17 protein-coding genes are annotated in these 19,823 nt (G+C 61.7%); 9 read left to right on the top strand and 8 right to left on the bottom strand.

Annotation, left to right across the window (positions count from 1 at the left end):
• Positions 1–16 precede the first annotated feature (16 nt).
• The 5 genes from AC2TZ7_RS12195 to AC2TZ7_RS12175 all read right to left on the bottom strand — a co-directional run bounded on the left by AC2TZ7_RS12195 (position 17) and on the right by AC2TZ7_RS12175 (position 6,325).
• Positions 17–1,102, bottom strand: coding sequence for an ABC transporter ATP-binding protein (locus AC2TZ7_RS12195; protein WP_489864437.1), 1,086 nt, complete (start codon positions 1,100–1,102; stop codon positions 17–19).
• A 10-nt stretch (positions 1,103–1,112) separates the two neighbouring features.
• A complete protein-coding gene (locus tag AC2TZ7_RS12190; RefSeq protein ID WP_083079255.1) occupies positions 1,113–2,753 on the bottom strand; it encodes an alpha-glucosidase in 1,641 nt (546 codons plus the stop codon).
• On the bottom strand, positions 2,753–3,910 hold the full coding sequence (locus AC2TZ7_RS12185; RefSeq protein ID WP_489864436.1) for a carbohydrate ABC transporter permease: 1,158 nt from the start codon (positions 3,908–3,910) through the stop codon (positions 2,753–2,755). Before AC2TZ7_RS12185 ends, AC2TZ7_RS12190 begins: the two co-directional genes overlap by 1 nt.
• On the bottom strand, positions 3,910–4,887 hold the full coding sequence (locus tag AC2TZ7_RS12180) for a carbohydrate ABC transporter permease (RefSeq protein ID WP_078520616.1): 978 nt from the start codon (positions 4,885–4,887) through the stop codon (positions 3,910–3,912). The genes AC2TZ7_RS12185 and AC2TZ7_RS12180 overlap by 1 nt, the downstream gene beginning before the upstream one ends.
• Positions 4,888–4,960: 73 nt before the next feature.
• Positions 4,961–6,325, bottom strand: a complete 1,365-nt coding sequence (locus AC2TZ7_RS12175) for an ABC transporter substrate-binding protein (protein ID WP_489864435.1) — start codon at positions 6,323–6,325, stop codon at positions 4,961–4,963.
• 256 nt (positions 6,326–6,581) lie between these two features.
• On the opposite strand from AC2TZ7_RS12175, the gene AC2TZ7_RS12170 reads away from it, so the two are divergent.
• The 9 genes from AC2TZ7_RS12170 to AC2TZ7_RS12130 all read left to right on the top strand — a co-directional run bounded on the left by AC2TZ7_RS12170 (position 6,582) and on the right by AC2TZ7_RS12130 (position 14,671).
• Positions 6,582–7,613: a LacI family DNA-binding transcriptional regulator gene (locus AC2TZ7_RS12170; protein WP_489864434.1), complete on the top strand. Its 1,032-nt coding sequence runs from the start codon at positions 6,582–6,584 to the stop codon at positions 7,611–7,613.
• Positions 7,614–7,659: 46 nt separating this feature from the next.
• Entirely contained in the window at positions 7,660–8,988 is a 1,329-nt protein-coding gene (locus AC2TZ7_RS12165) for a GH1 family beta-glucosidase (RefSeq protein WP_489864433.1), read from the top strand.
• Positions 8,985–9,941: a glucokinase gene (locus AC2TZ7_RS12160; protein WP_489864432.1), complete on the top strand. Its 957-nt coding sequence runs from the start codon at positions 8,985–8,987 to the stop codon at positions 9,939–9,941. The genes AC2TZ7_RS12165 and AC2TZ7_RS12160 overlap by 4 nt, the downstream gene beginning before the upstream one ends.
• Before the next feature lie 113 nt (positions 9,942–10,054).
• Positions 10,055–10,345, top strand: coding sequence for an STAS domain-containing protein (locus tag AC2TZ7_RS12155; RefSeq protein ID WP_489864431.1), 291 nt, complete (start codon positions 10,055–10,057; stop codon positions 10,343–10,345).
• Complete coding sequence (locus AC2TZ7_RS12150) at positions 10,336–10,701, top strand: response regulator (RefSeq protein ID WP_078520611.1); 366 nt, start codon at positions 10,336–10,338, stop codon at positions 10,699–10,701. Before AC2TZ7_RS12155 ends, AC2TZ7_RS12150 begins: the two co-directional genes overlap by 10 nt.
• A gap of 10 nt (positions 10,702–10,711) precedes the next feature.
• On the top strand, positions 10,712–12,949 hold the full coding sequence (locus AC2TZ7_RS12145) for a chemotaxis protein CheA (protein WP_489864430.1): 2,238 nt from the start codon (positions 10,712–10,714) through the stop codon (positions 12,947–12,949).
• A gap of 3 nt (positions 12,950–12,952) precedes the next feature.
• Positions 12,953–13,423, top strand: coding sequence for a chemotaxis protein CheW (locus AC2TZ7_RS12140; protein WP_489864429.1), 471 nt, complete (start codon positions 12,953–12,955; stop codon positions 13,421–13,423).
• Positions 13,420–14,265 carry a CheR family methyltransferase gene (locus AC2TZ7_RS12135; protein WP_489864428.1) on the top strand — a complete coding sequence of 282 codons (846 nt, stop codon included), beginning with the start codon at positions 13,420–13,422 and terminating at the stop codon, positions 14,263–14,265. Before AC2TZ7_RS12140 ends, AC2TZ7_RS12135 begins: the two co-directional genes overlap by 4 nt.
• A 19-nt stretch (positions 14,266–14,284) precedes the next feature.
• A complete protein-coding gene (locus tag AC2TZ7_RS12130) occupies positions 14,285–14,671 on the top strand; it encodes a response regulator (protein ID WP_489864427.1) in 387 nt (128 codons plus the stop codon).
• A gap of 141 nt (positions 14,672–14,812) precedes the next feature.
• Here AC2TZ7_RS12130 and AC2TZ7_RS12125 read toward each other — a convergent pair.
• From AC2TZ7_RS12125 to AC2TZ7_RS12115, 3 genes are all read right to left on the bottom strand, one after another.
• Positions 14,813–15,966, bottom strand: a protein-coding gene (locus AC2TZ7_RS12125; protein WP_489864349.1) for an IS3 family transposase whose coding sequence is annotated in 2 segments (ribosomal slippage) — positions 14,813–15,714 and positions 15,714–15,966 — 1,155 coding nt in all. Because the reading frame shifts where the segments join, the coding sequence is not laid out codon by codon here.
• Between the two features lie 46 nt (positions 15,967–16,012).
• Entirely contained in the window at positions 16,013–16,624 is a 612-nt protein-coding gene (locus AC2TZ7_RS12120; RefSeq protein WP_489864426.1) for a response regulator, read from the bottom strand.
• 20 nt (positions 16,625–16,644) lie between these two features.
• Entirely contained in the window at positions 16,645–19,704 is a 3,060-nt protein-coding gene (locus AC2TZ7_RS12115; protein WP_489864425.1) for a methyl-accepting chemotaxis protein, read from the bottom strand.
• Positions 19,705–19,823: the final 119 nt, after the last annotated feature.

Here is a 19,823-nt window from a genome sequence, read left to right as displayed (position 1 = left end):
GGCCTGTTTGCGTCCGTCAGCGGTAAAGAAGCGACTGACCATCGGCGAAGATATGCACCTTGGACGGGTCCGCCCCCAGAGAAATCTCGCTATAGCGGCGGTCGTGATGGATGCCGGGAAGCTTCGCGATGATCGGGTCGTGATCGCCCTCAGCCTCGAAATACAGAAGCGTCACCTCGCCCAGAGCCTCGACGATATCGACCCGGCCGGTGTAGATCGCCGCATCCTCGGTGGGCACGAAATCCTCGGGGCGCACCCCGATTTTCACGCGGCGCGACAGGTCCTCGGGACGCGTCGGGATGGTGGAGCGTGCGATACCGCCGCCATCGAGTTTCACCGTGGTCATCTCGCCCGTCTCGGTGATCTCGCCCGTCAGCAGGTTCATCGCGGGAGAGCCGATGAACTGCGCGACGAATTCGTTGCGCGGCTGCTCATAGAGCTCCAGCGGCGTGCCGACCTGCGCGATCCCCTTATTCGCCAGCACGACGATCCGGGTCGCGAGCGTCATCGCCTCGACCTGATCGTGGGTGACGTAGATCATCGTGCGATCGGGCATCGCCTCTTTGAGCTGGGCGATCTCGATCCGGGTCGCGACGCGCAGCGCCGCATCGAGGTTCGAGAGCGGTTCGTCGAAGAGATAGACCTTCGGGTCGCGCACGATGGCGCGCCCGATGGCGACCCGCTGCCGCTGACCACCCGAGAGCGCCTTGGGCAGACGGTCGAGGTAGTCGGTCAGTTGCAGCATATCGGCCGCCTTATCGACGGCGGCATCGATCTCGTCCTTGCTCATCTTCGCGATCTTCAGGGCGAAGGCCATGTTGTCGCGCACCGTCATGTGCGGATAGAGCGCGTAGGACTGGAAGACCATCGCGATGCCGCGGTTCGACGGCGGCACATCGTTCATCCGCACCCCGTCGATCTCGAGCGTGCCGCCCGTGATCCTCTCGAGACCCGCGATCATCCGCAGAAGCGTCGATTTCCCGCAGCCCGAGGGGCCCACGAAGACGATCAGCTCGCCCGCTTTGATGTCGAGGTTGATGTTCTCGAGAACCGACACCTCGCCATAGCTTTTCGCGACGTTTTCCAGTTTGAGTTCGGCCATAGTCTCCCCCTCAGGCCTCGTGTTCGTCGAGGCGCAGAATGCTCGGCTGCCATGGGCCGAGATGCAAAGTGTGATCGGGCATCGGTCGGATCGAGCCCAGCTCGCCCCCGACCGTCACCCAGTTGCCCGGCGGAACGGTGGCGTTCACCGGATGATCGGACAGGTTGAAATAGCACAGGATCGTCTCCTCCTCGTTCCTGCGCGTGAAGACCAGCAGGTCGCCGGAGCAATACATATCCTCCATCGCGCCGGTCCGGAGCACGTCGTGATTGCGACGGAAGCCGATCGCGCGGCGGTAATGGTGCAGCAGCGAGGCCGGATCGTGCTCGGCCACATCGGTCGCGATGTTCTGGTGCGTGGTGGGCACCGGCAGCCACGGGCGCGCCTGCGAGAAGCCCGCATAGGCGGCGTCGCGTTCCCAGACCATCGGCGTACGGCAGCCATCGCGGCCCTTGAATTCCGGCCAGAATTCCTTGCCGTAAGGGTCTTGCAGGTCTTCGTAGGACAGCTCCGCCTCGTGCAGGCCCAGCTCCTCGCCCTGATACAGGCAAAGCGAGCCGCGCAGGCACATCATCAGCGAAGTATAGAGCCGCGCCGAGGCCGGCGTCAGTTGCCAGCGCGAGATATGGCGCTCCACATCGTGGTTCGAATAAGCCCAGCAGACCCAACCGTCCTTGGCGACCGTATCGACCTTGTCGAAGACGGATTTGAAATAGCTCGCCTTGAGCGGTTCATGCCCGGAGAGCAGCTCGAAGGCGTAGGACATCTGCATCTTGTCCGCGCCGGAGGTGTATTCGCCCAGAATCTCCAGCCCGCGCTGGCTGTCGCCCACTTCGCCCACAGCCGCTGCGTTGTAATTGTTCATCAGCGTCCGGAGCTTGCGCAGGAAGCGCAGGTTCTCGGGGTTGTTCTTGTCGTAGATGTGGCGCTGGTGATTGTAGGGGTTCACCTTCGGCGCGGTCTGGTCGTTACGCTCTTCCGGCGGCAGCGGCGGGTTATCGCGCAGCTCGTCGTCATGCATGTAGAAGTTGATCGTATCGAGGCGGAATCCATCGACGCCGCGCTCCAGCCAGAACTGCGCGACATTGAGCAGTTCCTGCGTCACTTCCGGGTTGTGGAAGTTCAGATCGGGCTGCTCCACGAGGAAGTTGTGCATGTAATACTGCTCGCGCCGGCTGTCCCAGTGCCAGCCCGGGCCGCCGAAGATCGACAGCCAGTTATTGGGCGGCGTGCCGTCGGGCTTGGGATCGGCCCAGACGTACCAATCGGCTTTCGGGTTGTCCCGGCTCGACCGGCTTTCCTGGAACCAGGGGTGCTGATCGGAGGTATGGCTCAGCACCAGATCGATCATCACCTTCAGACCCAGCGCATGGGCCGTTGCGATCACCTGGTCGAAATCGGCGAGGTTGCCGAACATCGGGTCGACGTCGCAGTAGTCGCTGACATCGTAGCCGAAATCCTTCATCGGCGAGGTGAAGAAGGGCGAAATCCAGACCGCATCCGCCCCGAGGCTCGCGACATGCGGCAGGCGGCGGACGATCCCGAGAAGATCGCCGATGCCATCGCCATTGCTGTCTTGAAAGCTGCGCGGATAAATCTGGTAGATCACGGCCCCGCGCCACCAGTCTTCTTTCTTAGTAAGGGTTTTCATCAACCACCTTTAACCGAACCCGCCAGCAGACCGCGGACGAGATATTTCTGCATAGCGAAGAACACCAGAAGCGGCACGGCGATGGAGATGAAGGCGGCGGACGCCAGAATGCCCCAGTCGCCGCCGCGCGACCCCAGAAGGTCGTCGGCGATCTTCACAGTCATCACCTTCGAGGCGTCGTTCGCCGGAAGGAAGACTTTCGCGACAAGTAGGTCATTCCAGACCCAGAGGAATTGGAAGATTGCAAAAGAAGCAAGCGCCGGGAATGACAAAGGCAGCACGATTTTCATGAAGATCTGGAAATCGGTCGCCCCGTCGACCTTCGCGCTCTCGATGATATCGCGCGGAAGACCGACCATGTAGTTGCGCAACAGGTAGATCGCGAGCGGCAGGCCGAACCCGGTATGGGCCAGCCATATCCCGAGGAAGCTCTGCCCGATGCCGATCTCCTGATGGAGCCGCAAAAGCGGCACCAGCGCGAGCTGCAACGGCACGACCAGCAAGCCAACAACCGCCGCGATCAACAGACCCCGGCCCGGAAACTCCATCCAGGCCAGCGCATAGGCCGCGAAGGCCGCCACGAGGATCGGGATGATCGTCGCCGGGATCGTCACCGTCAGCGTGTTCATGAAGGCCTGCCCCATGCCGTCCGAGAACAGCACGTTGCGGTAATTGGCCAGCGTGAAAGCGGGCGGCATGTCGGCCACGAAATAGACCCGCGGGCCCGAGCCCTCGAAGCTCGTCTTCGACGTGGCCTTATAGGTGCCGTCCTTGGCCACGCTCAGCGTGCCGCCATCGCCGGTATCGACCGTCTCCCCCGCCTTGTAGGCGCCCGGCTTGATGCCCGAGGTGCCGAAGGCGGTGATCGTCGTGCCCGCTTTCAGGTCATTCGCGTTCTGCCCGTTATTGAGCAGATCGCCCTCGAGCACATAGAGCCCGTCGACCTGTTTCTCGCCGTCGGCCGGGATGCGGTCGCGGAAGGCTTTCTCCACGGAGAAGGCCGCGTCCCACCAGCCCGACTGGCTGATCTGGTCGGTCGTGCGGAAGGAGCTGACCAAGAGCCCCACCGTCGGCACCAGCCAAAGCACCACCATGAAGACGACCGAGAGTTGCACCGCCCATGTCAGGCGCGATTTCTGTCCTGCGATAGCGGCCATCAGCGCGTCTCCCTACGGGCTTGAATGATGTTCCAGATCATCACCGGCAGCACGATGATCATGATGACGAAGGCCACGGCCGTCGCGCGCCCGTCATCGCGGAACATGTATTGCATCATGTAGCTGGGCAGAATCTGCGTGCCGAAATTCCCGCCCGTCGTTGCGTAGACGATATCGAAGACCTTCAGCACGAGGATCGTGATCGTGGTCCAGACCACGACGATCGTCGGCATGATCTGCGGCACCTTGATCTTGAAGAACAGCTGGAACGGGTTGGCCCCGTCGAGCACCGCGGCCTCGATCGTCTCCTCGGGGATGCCGCGCAGCGCGGCCGAGAGGATCACCATCGCGAAGCCGGTCTGGATCCAGATCAGGATCACCATCAGGAAGAAGTTGTTCCAGAACGGCACCTGCAGCGGGTCGAGCGGCTGCATGTGGAAGGCCACGCGGATCGCGTTGATCATCCCGATATCGGGGTTCACGGCGTAGACGAATTTCCAGATCAGCGAGGCACCCACGAAGGAGATCGCCATCGGCATGAAGATCAGCGATTTCGCGATGTTACCCCATTTGATGCGGTCGGTGAGCTGCGCTGCCAGCAGACCGAGGAAGGTCGCGAGCGCGGGCACCACCAGCACCCAGAGGAAGTTGTTGAACACGGCCTGACGGAAGCTCGGATCCATCGCGAGCCGTTCGTAATTGCCAAGGCCCACGAAAGTGCCGCCGTCGCGGTTGAACAGCGAGCGCCAGAACGAACCGACCACCGGATAGGCCAGATACAGACCGAGCGCGAAGATCGCCGGGAACAGGAACAGCCAAGGGCGGACCATGTTCGCGCGGTTGATATTGCGCCCCGGGTCTTTGCCGCTCGGCGGGAAGATGACTTTGTCGAGGACGATATTCGCGGCGTAGAAATAGGCGACACAGCCGCCCACCCCAAGCGCGATCGTAATCAGACCCTGCAAGATCGGTGACATCTGGCCCCTCCCCGAACCGGCGTGAAAAGATGCGAACGCCCCCGGAGAACGGCTCCGGGGGCGCTGGCGTTACTTACTTCTGGATGCTGTCCCAGCGCTTCTGAACCGCGTCGGCGGCCTCTTGCGCGGTCTCGTCACCGGTGGTGTAGGCGACCATCGCCTTCCAGAACGCGTCGGTGCCGATCTCGCCCGGCATCTGGTCCGACCCGTCGAAGCGGAAGGTCGTGGCGTCCAGCAGGATCGAGTTCATGTGACGCTGCACGTCATTGGCGAAGGCCGCCGGATTGACGTTCTTGTTCGGCGTCAGGAAGCCCGATTGCGCCATCCAGATTTCCGAGGCGATCGGCGTCTCGAGGAACTTCACGAAGGCTTCGGCCGCCTTGGAATCCTTGGTGATGCCGAACATCGTGCCCGCGCCGAGGACCGGCTTGCCGAGATCCTTGCTGGCATAGGACGGGAAGTAGAAGAAGTTCACGTCCTGGCCCACCTTGGTCCCGTCGGGGAAGAAGGTCGGGATGAAGCTCGCCTGCTTGTGCATGTAGCATTTCGGCGGGAAGTCGAAGAGACCTTTCGGGCTGTCGCGGAAGTCGGTGGTGGCCACCGCCTGCTCGCCGCCTTCGGCGAAGCCGGGGGTCTTGGCGAACCAGCCGTAATCCTTGATCGCCTCGACGACCTTAGGATCGTTGAACTTCAGCTTGTTGGTGACCCAGTCGTCATAGGTCTCGGGCGACTGCGTGCGCAGCATGAAATCCTCGACCCAGTCGGTCGCGGGCCAGCCGGTCGCAGCCCCGGAGCCCAGACCGATGCACCACGGGGTGCCGCCATCGGCCTTGATCTGCTCGGTCAGCGCCTTGAGGTCCTCCATCGTCTCGGGAACCTTGTAGCCCGCTTCCTTGAAGTTCTCCGGCACATACCAGACGAGCGATTTCAGGTCCGCCTTGAACGGGAAGGTGAAGGTGTGGTTCTCGCCATCCTTGCCCTTGTAGGTCGACAGATCCTCCCAGGACTGACCCGCGGCGTAGTTGTTCTTGATCCAGTCACCCGTGCCATCGGGCATCGCCGTCAGGTAGCCCTGCTTGGCCATGTCGGAGGCAAGGCCCGGCTGCGGGAAGACCGCGATGTTCGGCGGCGTGCCAGCCTTGGCGGCGATCACGATATCCTGCTCGAAGCTTTCCGAACCGGAGTAGTTCACCTTGGCGCCGGTCGCGGCCTCGAAATAGGCCAGAACGCTCTCAAAAAGCGCCTTGTCGTTGCCCGTCCACGGGCCGGTGATCGTGAGCGTTTCGCCGCTCAGATCGGTGTCGTTCTTAAATTGGTCATAGCTCGCCCAGTCAAACTTGTCGGCATCGCTGCCCGGCGCGAACTTGAGATCCTGCGCGTGAGCGAGCCCCGCCGACAGCGCGAGCGCCGCGATCCCAAGCATCAGATGTTTGGTCATGAAATCCTCCCGGTGTGTCGCGCTTTTTGGCCCATGGCGACTCGCCAGCCCAAAGCGCTTTGGACAGCTCCGACCGTTTCAGAGCCTCGCAAAGAAGTCAATTGTGCCTGCTCACGCCAAAATCAATTCCGCTTTATATCCTCATGACTTACGCAGAAAGCTACGCCGCAGCGCAGCATCGGCCCCGCCGCACCCGCATCATTGACGCCGATAGACGCGCACCCTAGTCTCTCGATAATCCAAAGCGGTTTGGCTCATGAATCTCAAGACATTGGCACTCGAATTGGGGCTGTCGCCCACCACTGTGAGTCGCGCGCTCAACGGCTACCCGGAAGTCTCCGAGGCCACGCGGCGTCGGGTGTGCGAAGCGGCCGAGGCTGCCAATTATCGTCCCAACACGCAGGCCAAACGATTGGCGACGGGCCGCGCGATGGCAATCGGCCACATCATCCCGATCTCGGACCGCCACGAGATCGTGAATCCGGTTTTCGCGGATTTCATCGCGGGCGCCGGTGAAGTCTATGCGCGTGCGGGCTACGATATGGTCATGACCATCGTGCCCGACGATTCCGAGGCCCGCGCCTATGCCGAGCTGCGCTCGAAAGGGAATGTGGATGGCGTGTTGATTCACGCGCCCAAGGTCGAGGATCACCGCATCGCCATGCTCGACGCACTTGGGCTGCCCTATGTGCTGCACGGGCGGGTCAGCGGAACGAACTCCCCCTTCAGCTGGGTCGATGTGAACAACAAGCGCGCCTTCGAGCGGGCCACGAATTTCTTGCTCGATCTGGGGCATCGCCGGATCGCGCTGATCAACGGCATCGGAGAAATGGATTTCGCCCGCAGGCGCCGGCGTGGCTATGAGGCTGCGCTCAAGGCGCGTGATATAGCCATCGACCCAACCCTGATCGTCGAGGGCGAGATGACCGAGGCGCAAGGCCACGATGCGGCGCGCGAGATGCTGCAATGGCCCAACCCACCGACGGCCTTCCTGACCGCCTCGCTGCTCTCCGCGATGGGCGCGCGGCGCGGCATCGAAGAGGCAGGTCTGGTGATGGGACGCGACGTCTCGATCGTGACCCATGACGACGAGCTGGGTTACTTGAAAAACGGCACGGCGGAAGAGCCGATCTTCACCGCGACGCGCTCCTCGGTGCGCGAGGCGGGACGGCGCTGCGCGGCGCTTCTGATCGAGCAGATCGAGAGCGGCGACCGCAGCCCGCGCCACGAATTGATGGAGGCGGTTCTGGTTCTCGGCCAGTCCACCGGTCCGGTCCCCACCCAATGAGGCGCGCTGCGCCCGAGTTGAAACCAATTTTATATACAGGATGAAGATGCTCCCGAAACGCGCTGATTTTCCTGCCGATTTCCAGTTCGGCGTTGCCACCTCCTCCTATCAGATCGAGGGCCATTCCTTCGGCGGTGCGGGCCCGACCCATTGGGACACTTTCGCCGCCACGCCGGGCAATGTCGTGCGCGCCGAGAACGGTGCAGTCGCCTGCGACCACTATCACCGCTGGGAGGAAGACCTCGACCTGATCGCCAATGCGGGGTTCGACATCTACCGCTTCTCGACCTCCTGGGCGCGGGTCATGCCGGAAGGCCGCGGCCCGGTGAACCGTGAGGGGCTGGATTTCTACGACCGGCTGGTCGACGGGATGCTGGAGCGCGGGTTGAAACCGGCGCTCACGCTCTATCACTGGGAACTGCCCGCCGCGCTCGCCGACAAAGGCGGCTGGCGCAATCGCGACATCGCCTCGTGGTTCGCCGATTTCACGCATGTGATCGCGGATCGGCTCGGCGACCGCATCTGGTCCGCCGCCCCCATTAACGAGCCGTGGTGCGTCGGCTGGCTCAGCCATTTCCTCGGCCATCACGCGCCGGGCCTTCGCGACATCCGCGCGACCGCCCATGCGATGCATCACGTTCTGCTCGCCCACGGCAAGTCGATCCGGGTGATGCGCGGCCATGGGATGAAGAACCTCGGCGCGGTGTGCAATCTCGAATACCCGATCCCCGCCGACGAGACGCCCGAGGCCGCGGCGGCCGCCAATCTCTATGATGCGTATTACAACCGCTTCTTCGTCGAGGGCATCTTCAAGGGTCGCTACCCGGAGGAGGTTATGGAGGCCTTCGCCCCGCACATGCCGCATAACTGGGAAGACGACTTCGCGCTGATCGGCGAGAAACTCGACTGGCTCGGCCTCAATTACTACACCTGCAAACGCATCGCGCCTACCGAGGGGCCGTGGCCTGCGCATCACGAGGTCGACGGCCCGCTGCCCAAGACCGCGATGGGCTGGGAGATCTATCCCGAAGGCCTCTATCAGTTCCTGACCCGGCTCGCGCGCGACTACACCGGCGATCTGCCGCTCTACGTTACCGAGAACGGCATGGCCGCGCCCGATGTGGTCGAGGATGGCAAGGTCGAAGACCCGCATCGCATCGCCTATTACCGAGATCACCTCGCCGCCGTGCAGCGCGCGATTGCCGAGGGTGTCCCGGTGAAGGGCTATATCGGCTGGTCGCTGATGGACAATTACGAATGGGCCCTGGGATACGAGAAGCGCTTCGGGCTCGTCCATGTGGACTTCGACAGCTTGCAGCGCACCCCGAAAGCGTCCTATCTGGCATGGAAAGACGCATTGGGGAGCCGCGGATGAGCGATCAAATCACCCTGCTGGCCGATATCGGCGGCACCAATACACGCGTGGCGATGGCCCGCGACGGCAAGCTGATCCATGCCACGATCCGCCGCTTCTCGAACAAAGGGCGGGGCGCGCTGGAGGACATTCTCGAGGAGTATATCCGCGACGAGGATTGCGGCGAGATCGCGGGCGCCTGCGTGGCCGCTGCCGGTCCGGTGCGCGACGACGTGGCCGAAATGACCAACCTCGCCTGGGTGATCCGCGCCGATAACATCGCGCGGCTGACCGGGACGGATCATGTCTTCGTGCTCAACGATCTGCAGGCGCAGGGTCATGCGCTGGGAAGCCTCGCCGACGATGCCGTGCACCCGATCCTGCCCGGCCTGCCTGCGAAGGAGGGTTCTGCGCGGCTGGTGGTCGGCATCGGCACCGGCTTCAACGCAGCTCCCGTGCATGAGGGGCCCGGCGGGCGCGTCGTGCCGCCCTCCGAGGCAGGCCACACCACCTTGCCGATCGAGACCGAGGCTGATTTCGCGCTCAAGACCTATCTCGATGCGAAACACGATTTCGCCAGCGTCGAGCATGTCGTGTCGGGGCGCGGTCTGGAACGGCTCTACGCCTATCTCAGGGGCGAGGACGACGCGACCACGTCGGGCCAGGAGATCCTCGAAGCGATCACCCGTGGCGAAGAGACAGCCGTCGCGGCCGGACAGCTTTTCGTGCAGATGCTGGGCCGGGTCGTGGGCGATCTGGCGCTGACCCACCTGCCCTTCGGCGGCATCTACCTGATCGGCGGGGCTGCGCGCGGCGTCGTCCCGTGGCTCGACGAGTTCGGTTTCGCCGAGGCGATGCAGGCCAAGGGGCGCTTCTCGGAATTCCTGCGCGCCTTCCCGGTCAGCGTGGTCGAGGACGACTACGCAGCGCTTCAGGGCTGCGCCTCCTATCTTTCTTCGCGCATGATGCGATAGGCGCGTTTCCGTCAAGGCTATTTTAACGGCTTGGGCTTAGACCTCTTTCACGGATGTGTTTGAAAGAGGTTGCCGATGCGTACGCTCTGCCTTCGTGACTTTGTGGTGGCGCCATGACCGCGCTTGCCCTGCCCGACCGGATCGACCTTGCGACCGTGCGCCCCCTGCAAGCGTCGCTGCAATGCGTGGCGACAGAAGATGTCGCCCTCGATGCCTCCAGCGTGACCCATTTCGGCGCGCTGGGGCTGCAACTGCTGCTTTCTGCGGCGAAGACTGCCCGCATCGCAGGTCACCGCCTCGAGATCGCGTCGAGTTCGGAGGCGTTCGACAGCGCCCTGACCCGGTTCGGCCTCTCGCGTGAGGATCTCCAGCACCTGCCGGATGCGGAGGCCCCATGTCACTGAAAGTCCTCGCGGTCGATGACAGTCGCACCATTCGCGACATGCTCAAGCTCACCCTCGAACATGCCGGGATGGAGCTGTACCTCGCCGAAGACGGCGTGCACGGGCTGGAGGTGCTCGACGGGCTGGAGCCTGACGCGATCATCTCCGACATCAACATGCCGCGCCTCGACGGGTTCGGCTTCATCGAGGCTGTGCGCGGGCAGGACCGCCACCGCGCGACCCCGATCCTCGTCCTCACCACCGAATCCGCGGCCGAGCTGAAAGCCCGCGCCCGCGCCGCCGGGGCGACCGGCTGGATCGTGAAGCCCTTCGACCCGACCAAACTGGTCAAGGCGCTCAACATGGTTGCCGGATAAGGAGCGCGACATGTCCGACCCGATGGCAGAAATCAAAGCGTCCTTCTTCATCGAATGTGAAGAACTGCTCGAAAGCCTGCAAGACGCGCTCTCCGACCTCGACGAGGGCGCTGACGATGGCGAAACGATCAATGTCGTCTTCCGGGCGGTCCATTCGATCAAGGGCGGCGCAGGCGCCTTCGGCCTCGATGCGCTGGTCGCTTTCGCGCATCGGTTCGAAACCGTGCTGGACGAGCTACGCGCCGGCAGGCTCGACCTGACGCCTGAGGCGGTCAAACTCTTTTTCCAGGCGGCCGATCTGCTTGCAGACGAAATCCGTGCCGCGCGCGAAGGGTCTCCCGAACCCGAGACCGCCGAGGAGTGCCTTCAGGCGCTTGAGGCGCTTTTGGGGGATCGGGGGGCTGCACATGCGGCTGATGCGGAAGACGAGGTGGAGACGGCAGATTTCCAGCCGATGGGCCTCGCGCTCGATCTCGACTTCGATTTCACGCCAGAGAATGCGTCCCCGACCGGCTTCACCCTGCAGTTCCGTCCGGACGGCGCGCTCTATGCTTCGGGCAACGAGCCGCTGCAGCTTCTCCGCGCCCTCGCCGAGATCGCGGAGATCTCGATCACGACCGATGCATCGGCGGTCCCGCCCCTCGATACGCTCGACCCGGAGGAGAACCATCTCTGCTGGACCGTCCAGATCACGGGGGATGTGACGGAAGGCGAAATTCGGGAGGTGTTCGAATTCGTCGAGGACGTCTGCCAGATCGATATTTCGTCGATGCTTGATTCATCTGAAACGCCCCTCCCGGAGCTGCCCGAATTAGAAAGCGAACCGTCCGGTGACCCTGACGAAGATGAAAAAATTGACCCCGCGGCGGCAGTGGATGGCCCCGGTTCCGTCAATCCCGCGCCGCCTCCAGCCGATGATGTAGCGAAGATCGCAACCGAAGCTCCCGCGCGCACGCCTGACCCGGCCCCGGCCGAGCAACAGGCAGAGGCCGCGAAGCCCTCCGCCGCTCAGCCTGCGGCATCCAACACCGCTCCCGCTGCAGAGCCCGGCGCCACCGTGCGCGTCGATATCGAGCGCATCGACCGCTTGGTGAACCTCGTCGGCGAATTGGTGATCAACCAAGCCATGCTTGCCCAATCTGTCGCCGAAGCCGGTCTGCCGCCCAACTCCGCCGTGAATACCGGGCTCGAAGCCTTCATGATGCTGACCCGTGACATTCAGGACAGCGTGATGATGATCCGTGCTCAGCCGGTGAAACCGCTGTTCCAGCGGATGGCCCGCATCGTGCGCGAAGCTTCTTCCGCGATCGGCAAGGACGTCCGGCTCAAAACCGAAGGTGAAACCACCGAGGTCGACAAGACCGTCATCGAGCGCCTCGCCGACCCGCTCACCCATATGATCCGCAACGCCGTCGATCATGGCCTCGAATCCCCCGACATGCGCGTAGCCGCTGGCAAACCACGCGAAGGAATCGTCACCCTCTCAGCCCACCACCGATCCGGCCGCGTCGTGATCGAAGTCAGCGATGACGGTGGTGGCATCGACCGCAAGAAGGTCTTTGAAAAAGCCATCGAAAAGGGGCTCATCGCTCCGGATGCCCAGCTTTCCGATAGCGAAATCGACAACCTTCTCTTCCTGCCCGGTTTTTCTACCGCAGACCAGGTTTCCGCGCTCTCGGGCCGCGGCGTCGGCATGGATGTCGTGAAAAGCTCGATCCAATCTCTAGGCGGTCGGATTTCGATCACCTCGGACCCCGGCAAGGGCAGCTGCTTCTCGATTTCCCTGCCGCTGACTCTTGCCGTGCTCGACGGAATGGTCGTCAATGTCGCTGGCGAAACCCTCGTGGTCCCGCTCTCCTCGATCCTCGAAACCGCGACGCTCACGAGCGAAGACATCCGCGCGCTCGGTCCATCGACGAATGTCATCCATCTGCGGGGCGCCTTCGTCCCTCTTTTCGATCTCGGTGCCGAACTCGGATATCGCGGACCGAAGCGATCCTACAGCGGCGACGTCGTTCTGCTCACCGCTCAGGAAGATGGTGCCCGCTCTGCCCTCGTGGTCGATTCAATTCTCGAGCAGCGCCAGGTCGTCATCAAGGGATTGCAGCAATCCTATGGCCATATTCCCGGAGTCGCTGCCGCGACGATTCTTGGCGACGGTCAGATCGCGCTTATTCTCGACCCTGCCGATCTCGTTCAAACCGCCTCGGGCAACACCCGCGCCATAGATATTTCACTCGCAGGATAAGCCATGACCGAAGACACCACACCCCAAAACGATGCCGCTGAAGTCGAGCTTCTCTCCTTTCGCCTCGGCGAAGAAGAATACAGCGTGGACATCATGTCCGTGCGCGAAATTCGCGGCTGGACTCGCGCGACACCGCTGCCTCACGCGCCCTCCTTCGTCCGCGGCGTAATCAACCTGCGCGGCACCGTCCTGCCCGTTGTCGACCTCTCGGTCCGCCTCGGGATGGAACCAGTCGCGGGAGATGCCCGGAACGTCATTATTGTCGTCCAAGTTGGTGGCCAGACCGCGGGGCTTCTCGTTGATGCCGTCTCCGACATCCTCGCCCTGCCCCGCTCAGAGATGCAATCTCCGCCCGATCTCAATGCCGACGTCTCGCAACGCTATATCTCTGTGCTTACGATCGTCGAAGGCCGGATGATCCGCATACTCGACCTCACGTCCGTACTGCCGCAAGAGGCAATCGAGGCCGCATGAGCGCGCACCCGTCCACCCTTGGGCAAGTCACGCCGACCGATGCCGAGTTCAGAGCGATCGCACAGCTCTTGTACGAGACGACAGGAATCGTGCTCGCACCCGGCAAAACCTCAATGGTGCAAAGCCGCCTTGCAAAGCGACTCCGGGCCCTGGGGCTCGCGCAGTACAAAGACTATATCACGCTGGTGAATTCCGACGCAGGTGGCGATGAACGCCGTCAAATGATATCCGCGCTCACCACAAACGTGACCCATTTTTTTCGTGAGAAACATCACTTCGAAACCCTGCGCAGAAACGTTCTTCCTTCCCTTCTGGAGGCTGCTCGGCGCGGCAGTCGCGTTCGACTTTGGTCTGCGGGATCGTCGAATGGTCAAGAAGCTTATTCGATCGCCATGACGATTGCCGAAAGCGCACCTGATTTCGCCAATCTGGATCTGCGCATTCTCGCTTCCGACATCGATCCTCTCATGATCGCCGCCGGTGCGAAGGGACGCTATCCCGCAGCCGCACTCGAGTCGGTGCCGGATATTTTGCGACAGAGATATTTCGAGCTGCAGGGTGAACAATATCAAGTCGTCTCGGGACTCCGCGATCTCGTCCAATTTCGTGAACTCAATCTCCATGATCCCTGGCCGATGCGCGGAAAATTTGACGTTATCTTCTGCCGAAATGTCGTCATCTATTTCGCTCCTGAGGCACAGGCCCGGCTATGGGAGCGGTTCGAGGAGCAGCTCACGCCGGGTGGTTTCCTGTTTGTCGGGCATTCTGAACGCGTAACCGACGGAAAACACACGAAGCTCCGCACCGCCGGCGTCACGACTTATCAATTGAACTCAATCTAACCGGACAGGATTTCACTTCATGGCATTGAGAGACCAATTGCGTATCCTCGTGGTCGACGACATGTCGACGAGCCGGGGGCTTATTATGCAAGCGCTCGACGCGATGGGCATCCGGCAAGTCGGATATGCAACTGATGGACAGAGCGCGCTTCAAAGCCTAGAGGCCAAGCCAGTCCACCTTGTCATCTCTGACTACAACATGCCGGGAATGGACGGATTACAATTCCTTCAAGCCATGCGGAAAAATGCCCGCACCAAAGGCTTAGGCTTTATCCTGATCACCGGGCGCGCCGATCGTGAAATCGTCGACACCGGCCGACGGCTCGGAATGAATAACTTCATAAAAAAACCGTTTACCCCGCCCGAACTAAAAGCCTGTATCGAAGCCGTTGTGGGACGTCTGTAATGCATCAACAACGACGCCGACTTCCGATTTCAGACCTCACTGCGCGCGTCGGGCGTGAGTTGGAAGCGCTCGCTCGTTTGTCTGTTGCGCTCCAACGCGCACTGAGCTACTCCCCATCTCTTGGACAGGATCTGACGTAAATTAAGCTACTCGTTGCACCTGCTGACCGGGTTGGTTGATATCATTTCTCTGCCAATACACCAGCGCCGGTGGCTTGCCGCCGAGGGCTGAGTGAGGGCGCTGGTGGTTGTAGAAGGTCATCCATTTCCGGATGGCCGCCTTCGTCTCCGATCCTGTCTCCCAAGCGTGCAGGTAGACGCACTCGTATTTCAGGGTGCGCCACAGCCTCTCGATGAAGATGTTGTCCAGGAAGCGGCCTTTCCCATCCATCGATATGCGCACGCCGGATCGACGCAGCGTGTCCGTCCAGGCGAAGGACGTGAACTGAGACCCTTGATCGGTATTCATGATCTCGGGCGGGCCGAACTTGTGGACGGCTTCGTTCAGCGCTTCGACGCAGAAGTCGGCCTCCAGCGTGTTCGAGATCCGCCAGGCCAAGACCTTTCGCGTGTGCCAGTCCATGATCGCAACGAGGTATAGAAATCCGCGCCTCATGGGCAGGTAGGTGATATCCGAGCACCAGACTTGGTTCGGGCGATCCACTCGCAGACCTCGCAGCAGGTAGGGATAGGTCTTGTGGCCCTTTGCGGGCCTGCTGGTGTTGGGCTTCTGGTAAATCGGCATCAGCCCCATCAGGCGCATCAGTCGCCGTATCCGCTTCTCGTTCACCAAGTGTCCGTCGTTACGCAGATGCCAGGTCATTTGCCGGACGCCGAAGAACGGGGTCTCCAGGAACTGCTCGTCGATCCGTCGCATCAGGCCGAGGTTCTGTTCGGTCTCGCCCTTGGGGGTGTAGTAGAAAGACGAGCGCGCGATCGACAGCAGCTTGCACTGCTGGCCGATCGACAGGTCCGGGTGGTGAGGCTCGATCATGCCGCGCCTCACTTCCCGCCCCAGGGCTTCAGCTTTCGTTCCAAAAAAGAGTTGGCCACCGCCAGCTCCCCGATCTTGGCGTGGAGCTCCTTCACCTGCTCCTCGTCGATCTCGGGCTTCTTGCGGCCCCCGCGCTCGAACACGCCGGACGCGCCTTCGAGCAGGGCCCGCTTCCATTGATGGATCATCGTCGGATGCACCCCGAACCGGCTCGCCAGTTCGGCCGCTGTCTCTTCACCCTTCAGGGCTTCCAGCGCGACCTTTGCCTTGAACTCGGGCGCGTGCTGCTTGCGTTTCGACATCTCTGATCTCCTTCTCGTCGAAGATCAGCAGACTGCAAATCGTAGCTTATGTCAGTGTCCGAATTTCAGGGGGTAGCTCAGGCATATGTTGTGCAATGAGCGTGGGCGGGCAATTACTGGGAAAGCCCTTCAAGACCGTTTCCAGAGCGTCAACACCACCTGTCGAGGATCCGATGAGTACGAATTGACCGCCCCAATGGAAGTTTTGTGCTGGCATGATCGAAGCTCGATCTCGCGCTTTCTGAGGCAGTCGAGCACTTGCGGCCGCGAGTAGAATATCTGGGAGCGACTCGAAACTTTTTTCGAGTTGACCAAATCGTGGTTTTCCAACGCAGTCGATCGCGCCGAGGGCAAGCGCTTCGATTGCGGAGCGGGATCCCTTATGCGTTTCGGTCGACACCATAACGACGGGGATCGGCCTCAGCCGCATGAGACGTTCGAGGAAATCGAGCCCGTTCATGCGCGGCATCTCGACATCGAGCGTAATTACATCCGGCAAAAGCGATTTGATTTTTTCACGCGCGTCGAACGCGTCAGCCGCTTCTCCGATCACAGCCAAGCGCGGTTCCTTTGTGATGCGTGCTCGAATGAGTTGACGCATCGTCGCGGAATCATCGACGATGAGAACGCTCTTGGGGGGCGGAACCACTTTCGGCATCGCGTTTCCTTCGTGCGACTTCAAAACTCTTCCCAATCTTCGGCGCGATATGTGGTGCTACGCGATGCGGTTTCCCCGACCACGCGGGGAAGCTCTTCGACGGACTCTTCTTGGGGCCAAGGCTCTTCTTGGCCTTGTGGTAACGTGGGGCATGCATACGCGGGAGGCTCGATCACTTCGTTGCCGACTTTGAACTGAGCGGTAATGTCGCGCAGGGAGGTCGCATTTGTGGTCAGAGCGTGACTGGCCGCGGTGGTTTCTTCGAACATCGCGGCGTTTTGTTGCGTGACTTGGTCAAGCTGATTGACTGCGGTGTTGATCTCCTTGAGCCCCTGAGCCTGTTCGCGCGCTCCACCTGCAATTTCGGAGACACGCCCGGAAATGTCGACAACTGCGCCGAGTATGCCTTCGAGCGCGCGGCCAGTTTCGCCAACGAGCCCCACTCCGCGCGTGACCTGTTCACTTGATGCGGTGATCAGAGTATCGATTTCGCGAGCGGCTTCCGATGAGCGCTGTGCAAGGGCGCGTACTTCCGACGCCACGACGGCGAAGCCACGCCCGGCCTCGCCTGCACGCGCGGCTTCGACGCCGGCATTGAGCGCGAGCAGGTTCGTCTGGAAGGCGATCTCGTCGATCACGCCGATAATTTTCGAAATCTGCTGCGAGCTGGTTTCGATTTCACTCATCGCCTGAATGGCTTGCTTGACCACTTCGCCGGAGGTTTCCGCGCTTGTGCGGGCTTCGGAGACTACCCTATCCGCTTCAGCCACGCCCTGCGCCGAGGTTGTGACGGAAGACGAGAGTTCGTCGAGGGCAGCAGCCGTCTCTTCGAGCGTGGCGGCCTGCTGCTCGGTTCTCCGGCTGAGGTCATCCGAGGCAGATGCGATTTCGCGGGCCTCCGTATCGATCGCGGTGGCATTTTCGATCACGGATTCGATTGCCGCGGCAAGATTTTTTGCCGCCGCATTGAAGTCGTTTCGGAGCGCTTCGTACTCTCCGGAGAACTCCATATCCAGCGTAAGGCTCAGATCGCCGCGCGAGAGCGCCGCGAGGCCGACCTGAAGCGCCTCGACCACCGATTTCTGCGCCTCGAGCATCGCGAGGTTACGGTTTTGTGCTGTAGCGAGCGCAGCTTCTGCGGCGGTCACGTCGTTCGCCATGAGCACGATCTTCATCAGGCGGCCCGCTTTGTCCGAGATCGGATTGAGCGCACCATCAAGCAAATAGCTATTGCCCTGCGGGTCGCTCATCGAAAATCGAGCGGTCACCGGCTCACCCGCGGCAATCGCGGGCCAAGGATCACTGCCATCTACCGGGCTCAGCCATTCCTTGAGCGATTGTCCTGTCAGGCTTTGCGCCTGCGGACCAAGGAGCGCTTGGAAATTTGCGTTCATCCGGCTCACGACGCCCGCAGGGTTGGCTTCGCAAACGAGCTGGCCGCGATCGATTGCGGCAATGAGCGCATCTTTCATTCGACGCTCTGTCACGTCGCGCCATTCGACCACAAAACCGGCCTGATTGCCCTCCGCATCGACGAAATCGGTGATGTCGACCCCAAAACGGCCGTCACCCACTTTGATGTCGACTTGGAGGGGCAAGTTGCTGCGATCGTCGAGCAACGCACGGGCATGGCTTTGTTTCGCGTGAAAATCGTCCATCGAACGGCCCACCAGGTCTTCGGGATCGAGGTCGGGGCTGACGCTACGAAACTCGTCGAGCCGCGATGCGACAAGATCAACGAGCGCGCGATTGACATGCGTGATGCGGAAGTTTTGGTCGACGATCATGAGAGCGGCCGATGCGTTGGCATAAGCCGCCCCTTGTTGCGTGGCTTCACGCTGAACCCCCTCGGCGCGTTCGAGATCGTCGCGCAGATGGCTCAGCGCGGAGGCGATCGCGCCGACCTCGTCGCCGCGGCGGGTCTGTACGATATCACCGGTATAGTTGCCTCCGCTGATCTCACGAATGGATTTTTCCAATTGCTTGAGAGGGTTGGAGACGGATCGCGCCATCCAGGCAGAAAGCGCCGCAAGCAGAAGGACGAGCCAGGACGCATTGAAAAGCATCGCACGGGCGAGCGACGTGGCAGGACCGAACAGCTCTGCACGGTCCTGCTCGACGACTGCCCAATAGGGTTGATCGAAAAGAGTGACCTTCTGGGTTCTCTCGATCGCCGGATGCCCCTGCAAAGACAGCACCTCTTCCTGCGCCTGTTCCACAGCACTCACGGTAGCCGCAGGCAAAACCTCCCCCGGTTTTGGAGCGCTGCCCGGAAAGCGCAGATCGCTCATCAACCTCCCTTCCGCGTCGATCAGGAAACCTTCGCCGGTCTCGCCGATGCCGCGCGGGTTGGCCATGATCGCCCCGAGTTCGGTCATTGGCTTTCGCAAGACCACAGCACCGAGTTTCAGACCATTTCCGCTTCGCACGGGGCGTGCTGCGAAGAGCCGACCCTTGCCATCCTCTAAATGCGGGGGCGAAACGGCGACGGTATCGGCCGCCACCATTCCCGCCGGCGCGCTCAACCAATCCAGCGCAGCGGTCGCGGCCTCGATCAGCCCCGCCGGTTCATCCGCAAGCGCGTGACCAATCGCGCTATGATCACGCGCGGCATAAACAATGCGACCGTCGCGATCGATCAGATAGAGATCGTTCAGGCCATTCTCTGCCAGTATTTGATCAATAGAGGGACCATAGCGATCCAATAGCAGGTGGTAGTCCCGGAGGGTGCCGCTCATCTCTCCCTTGGACGCCCCGGCCTCTGCGGCCCCGGTTCTCAAACTTTCGATGGCGGGAGGATCGAGCCGGTTGAGGCTTTTGGTGAAATCGTAAAGCGCCCGCGCCGTGTCGGGATTGGCGGCGATCGTGCGGGTGTTGGAGGCGAATGTCTGCGCCCAGTTCTCCGCGATGGCGACGCGTGCGGCCAGCGTTCGTGTGAGCCGCTGCGTCCCTTCGCTTTCCAGCAATCCGTGGGCGGTGCAATAGGCCGAAATCCCCATGATCGTCAGGGCGACCATCGCGATCGCCACCAGCATCAGCGGTAATTTCAAGCCAAGTTTGAGATTGTCGAAAAAGCGCATCAACGTCCTCCGGCGAACTGCGACAACGACCCGACCTATCGGGGCAATCGCGATCACCATCAGGCGAAGAGTTGAAGATTCCTCTAATTTCCGGAAATTTCCCGCACGCTGCGCCTTAG

It is taken from the genome of Thioclava sp. ISO4, from assembly GCF_058105145.1.
This window is presented reverse-complemented; position numbering and strand designations above follow the sequence as displayed.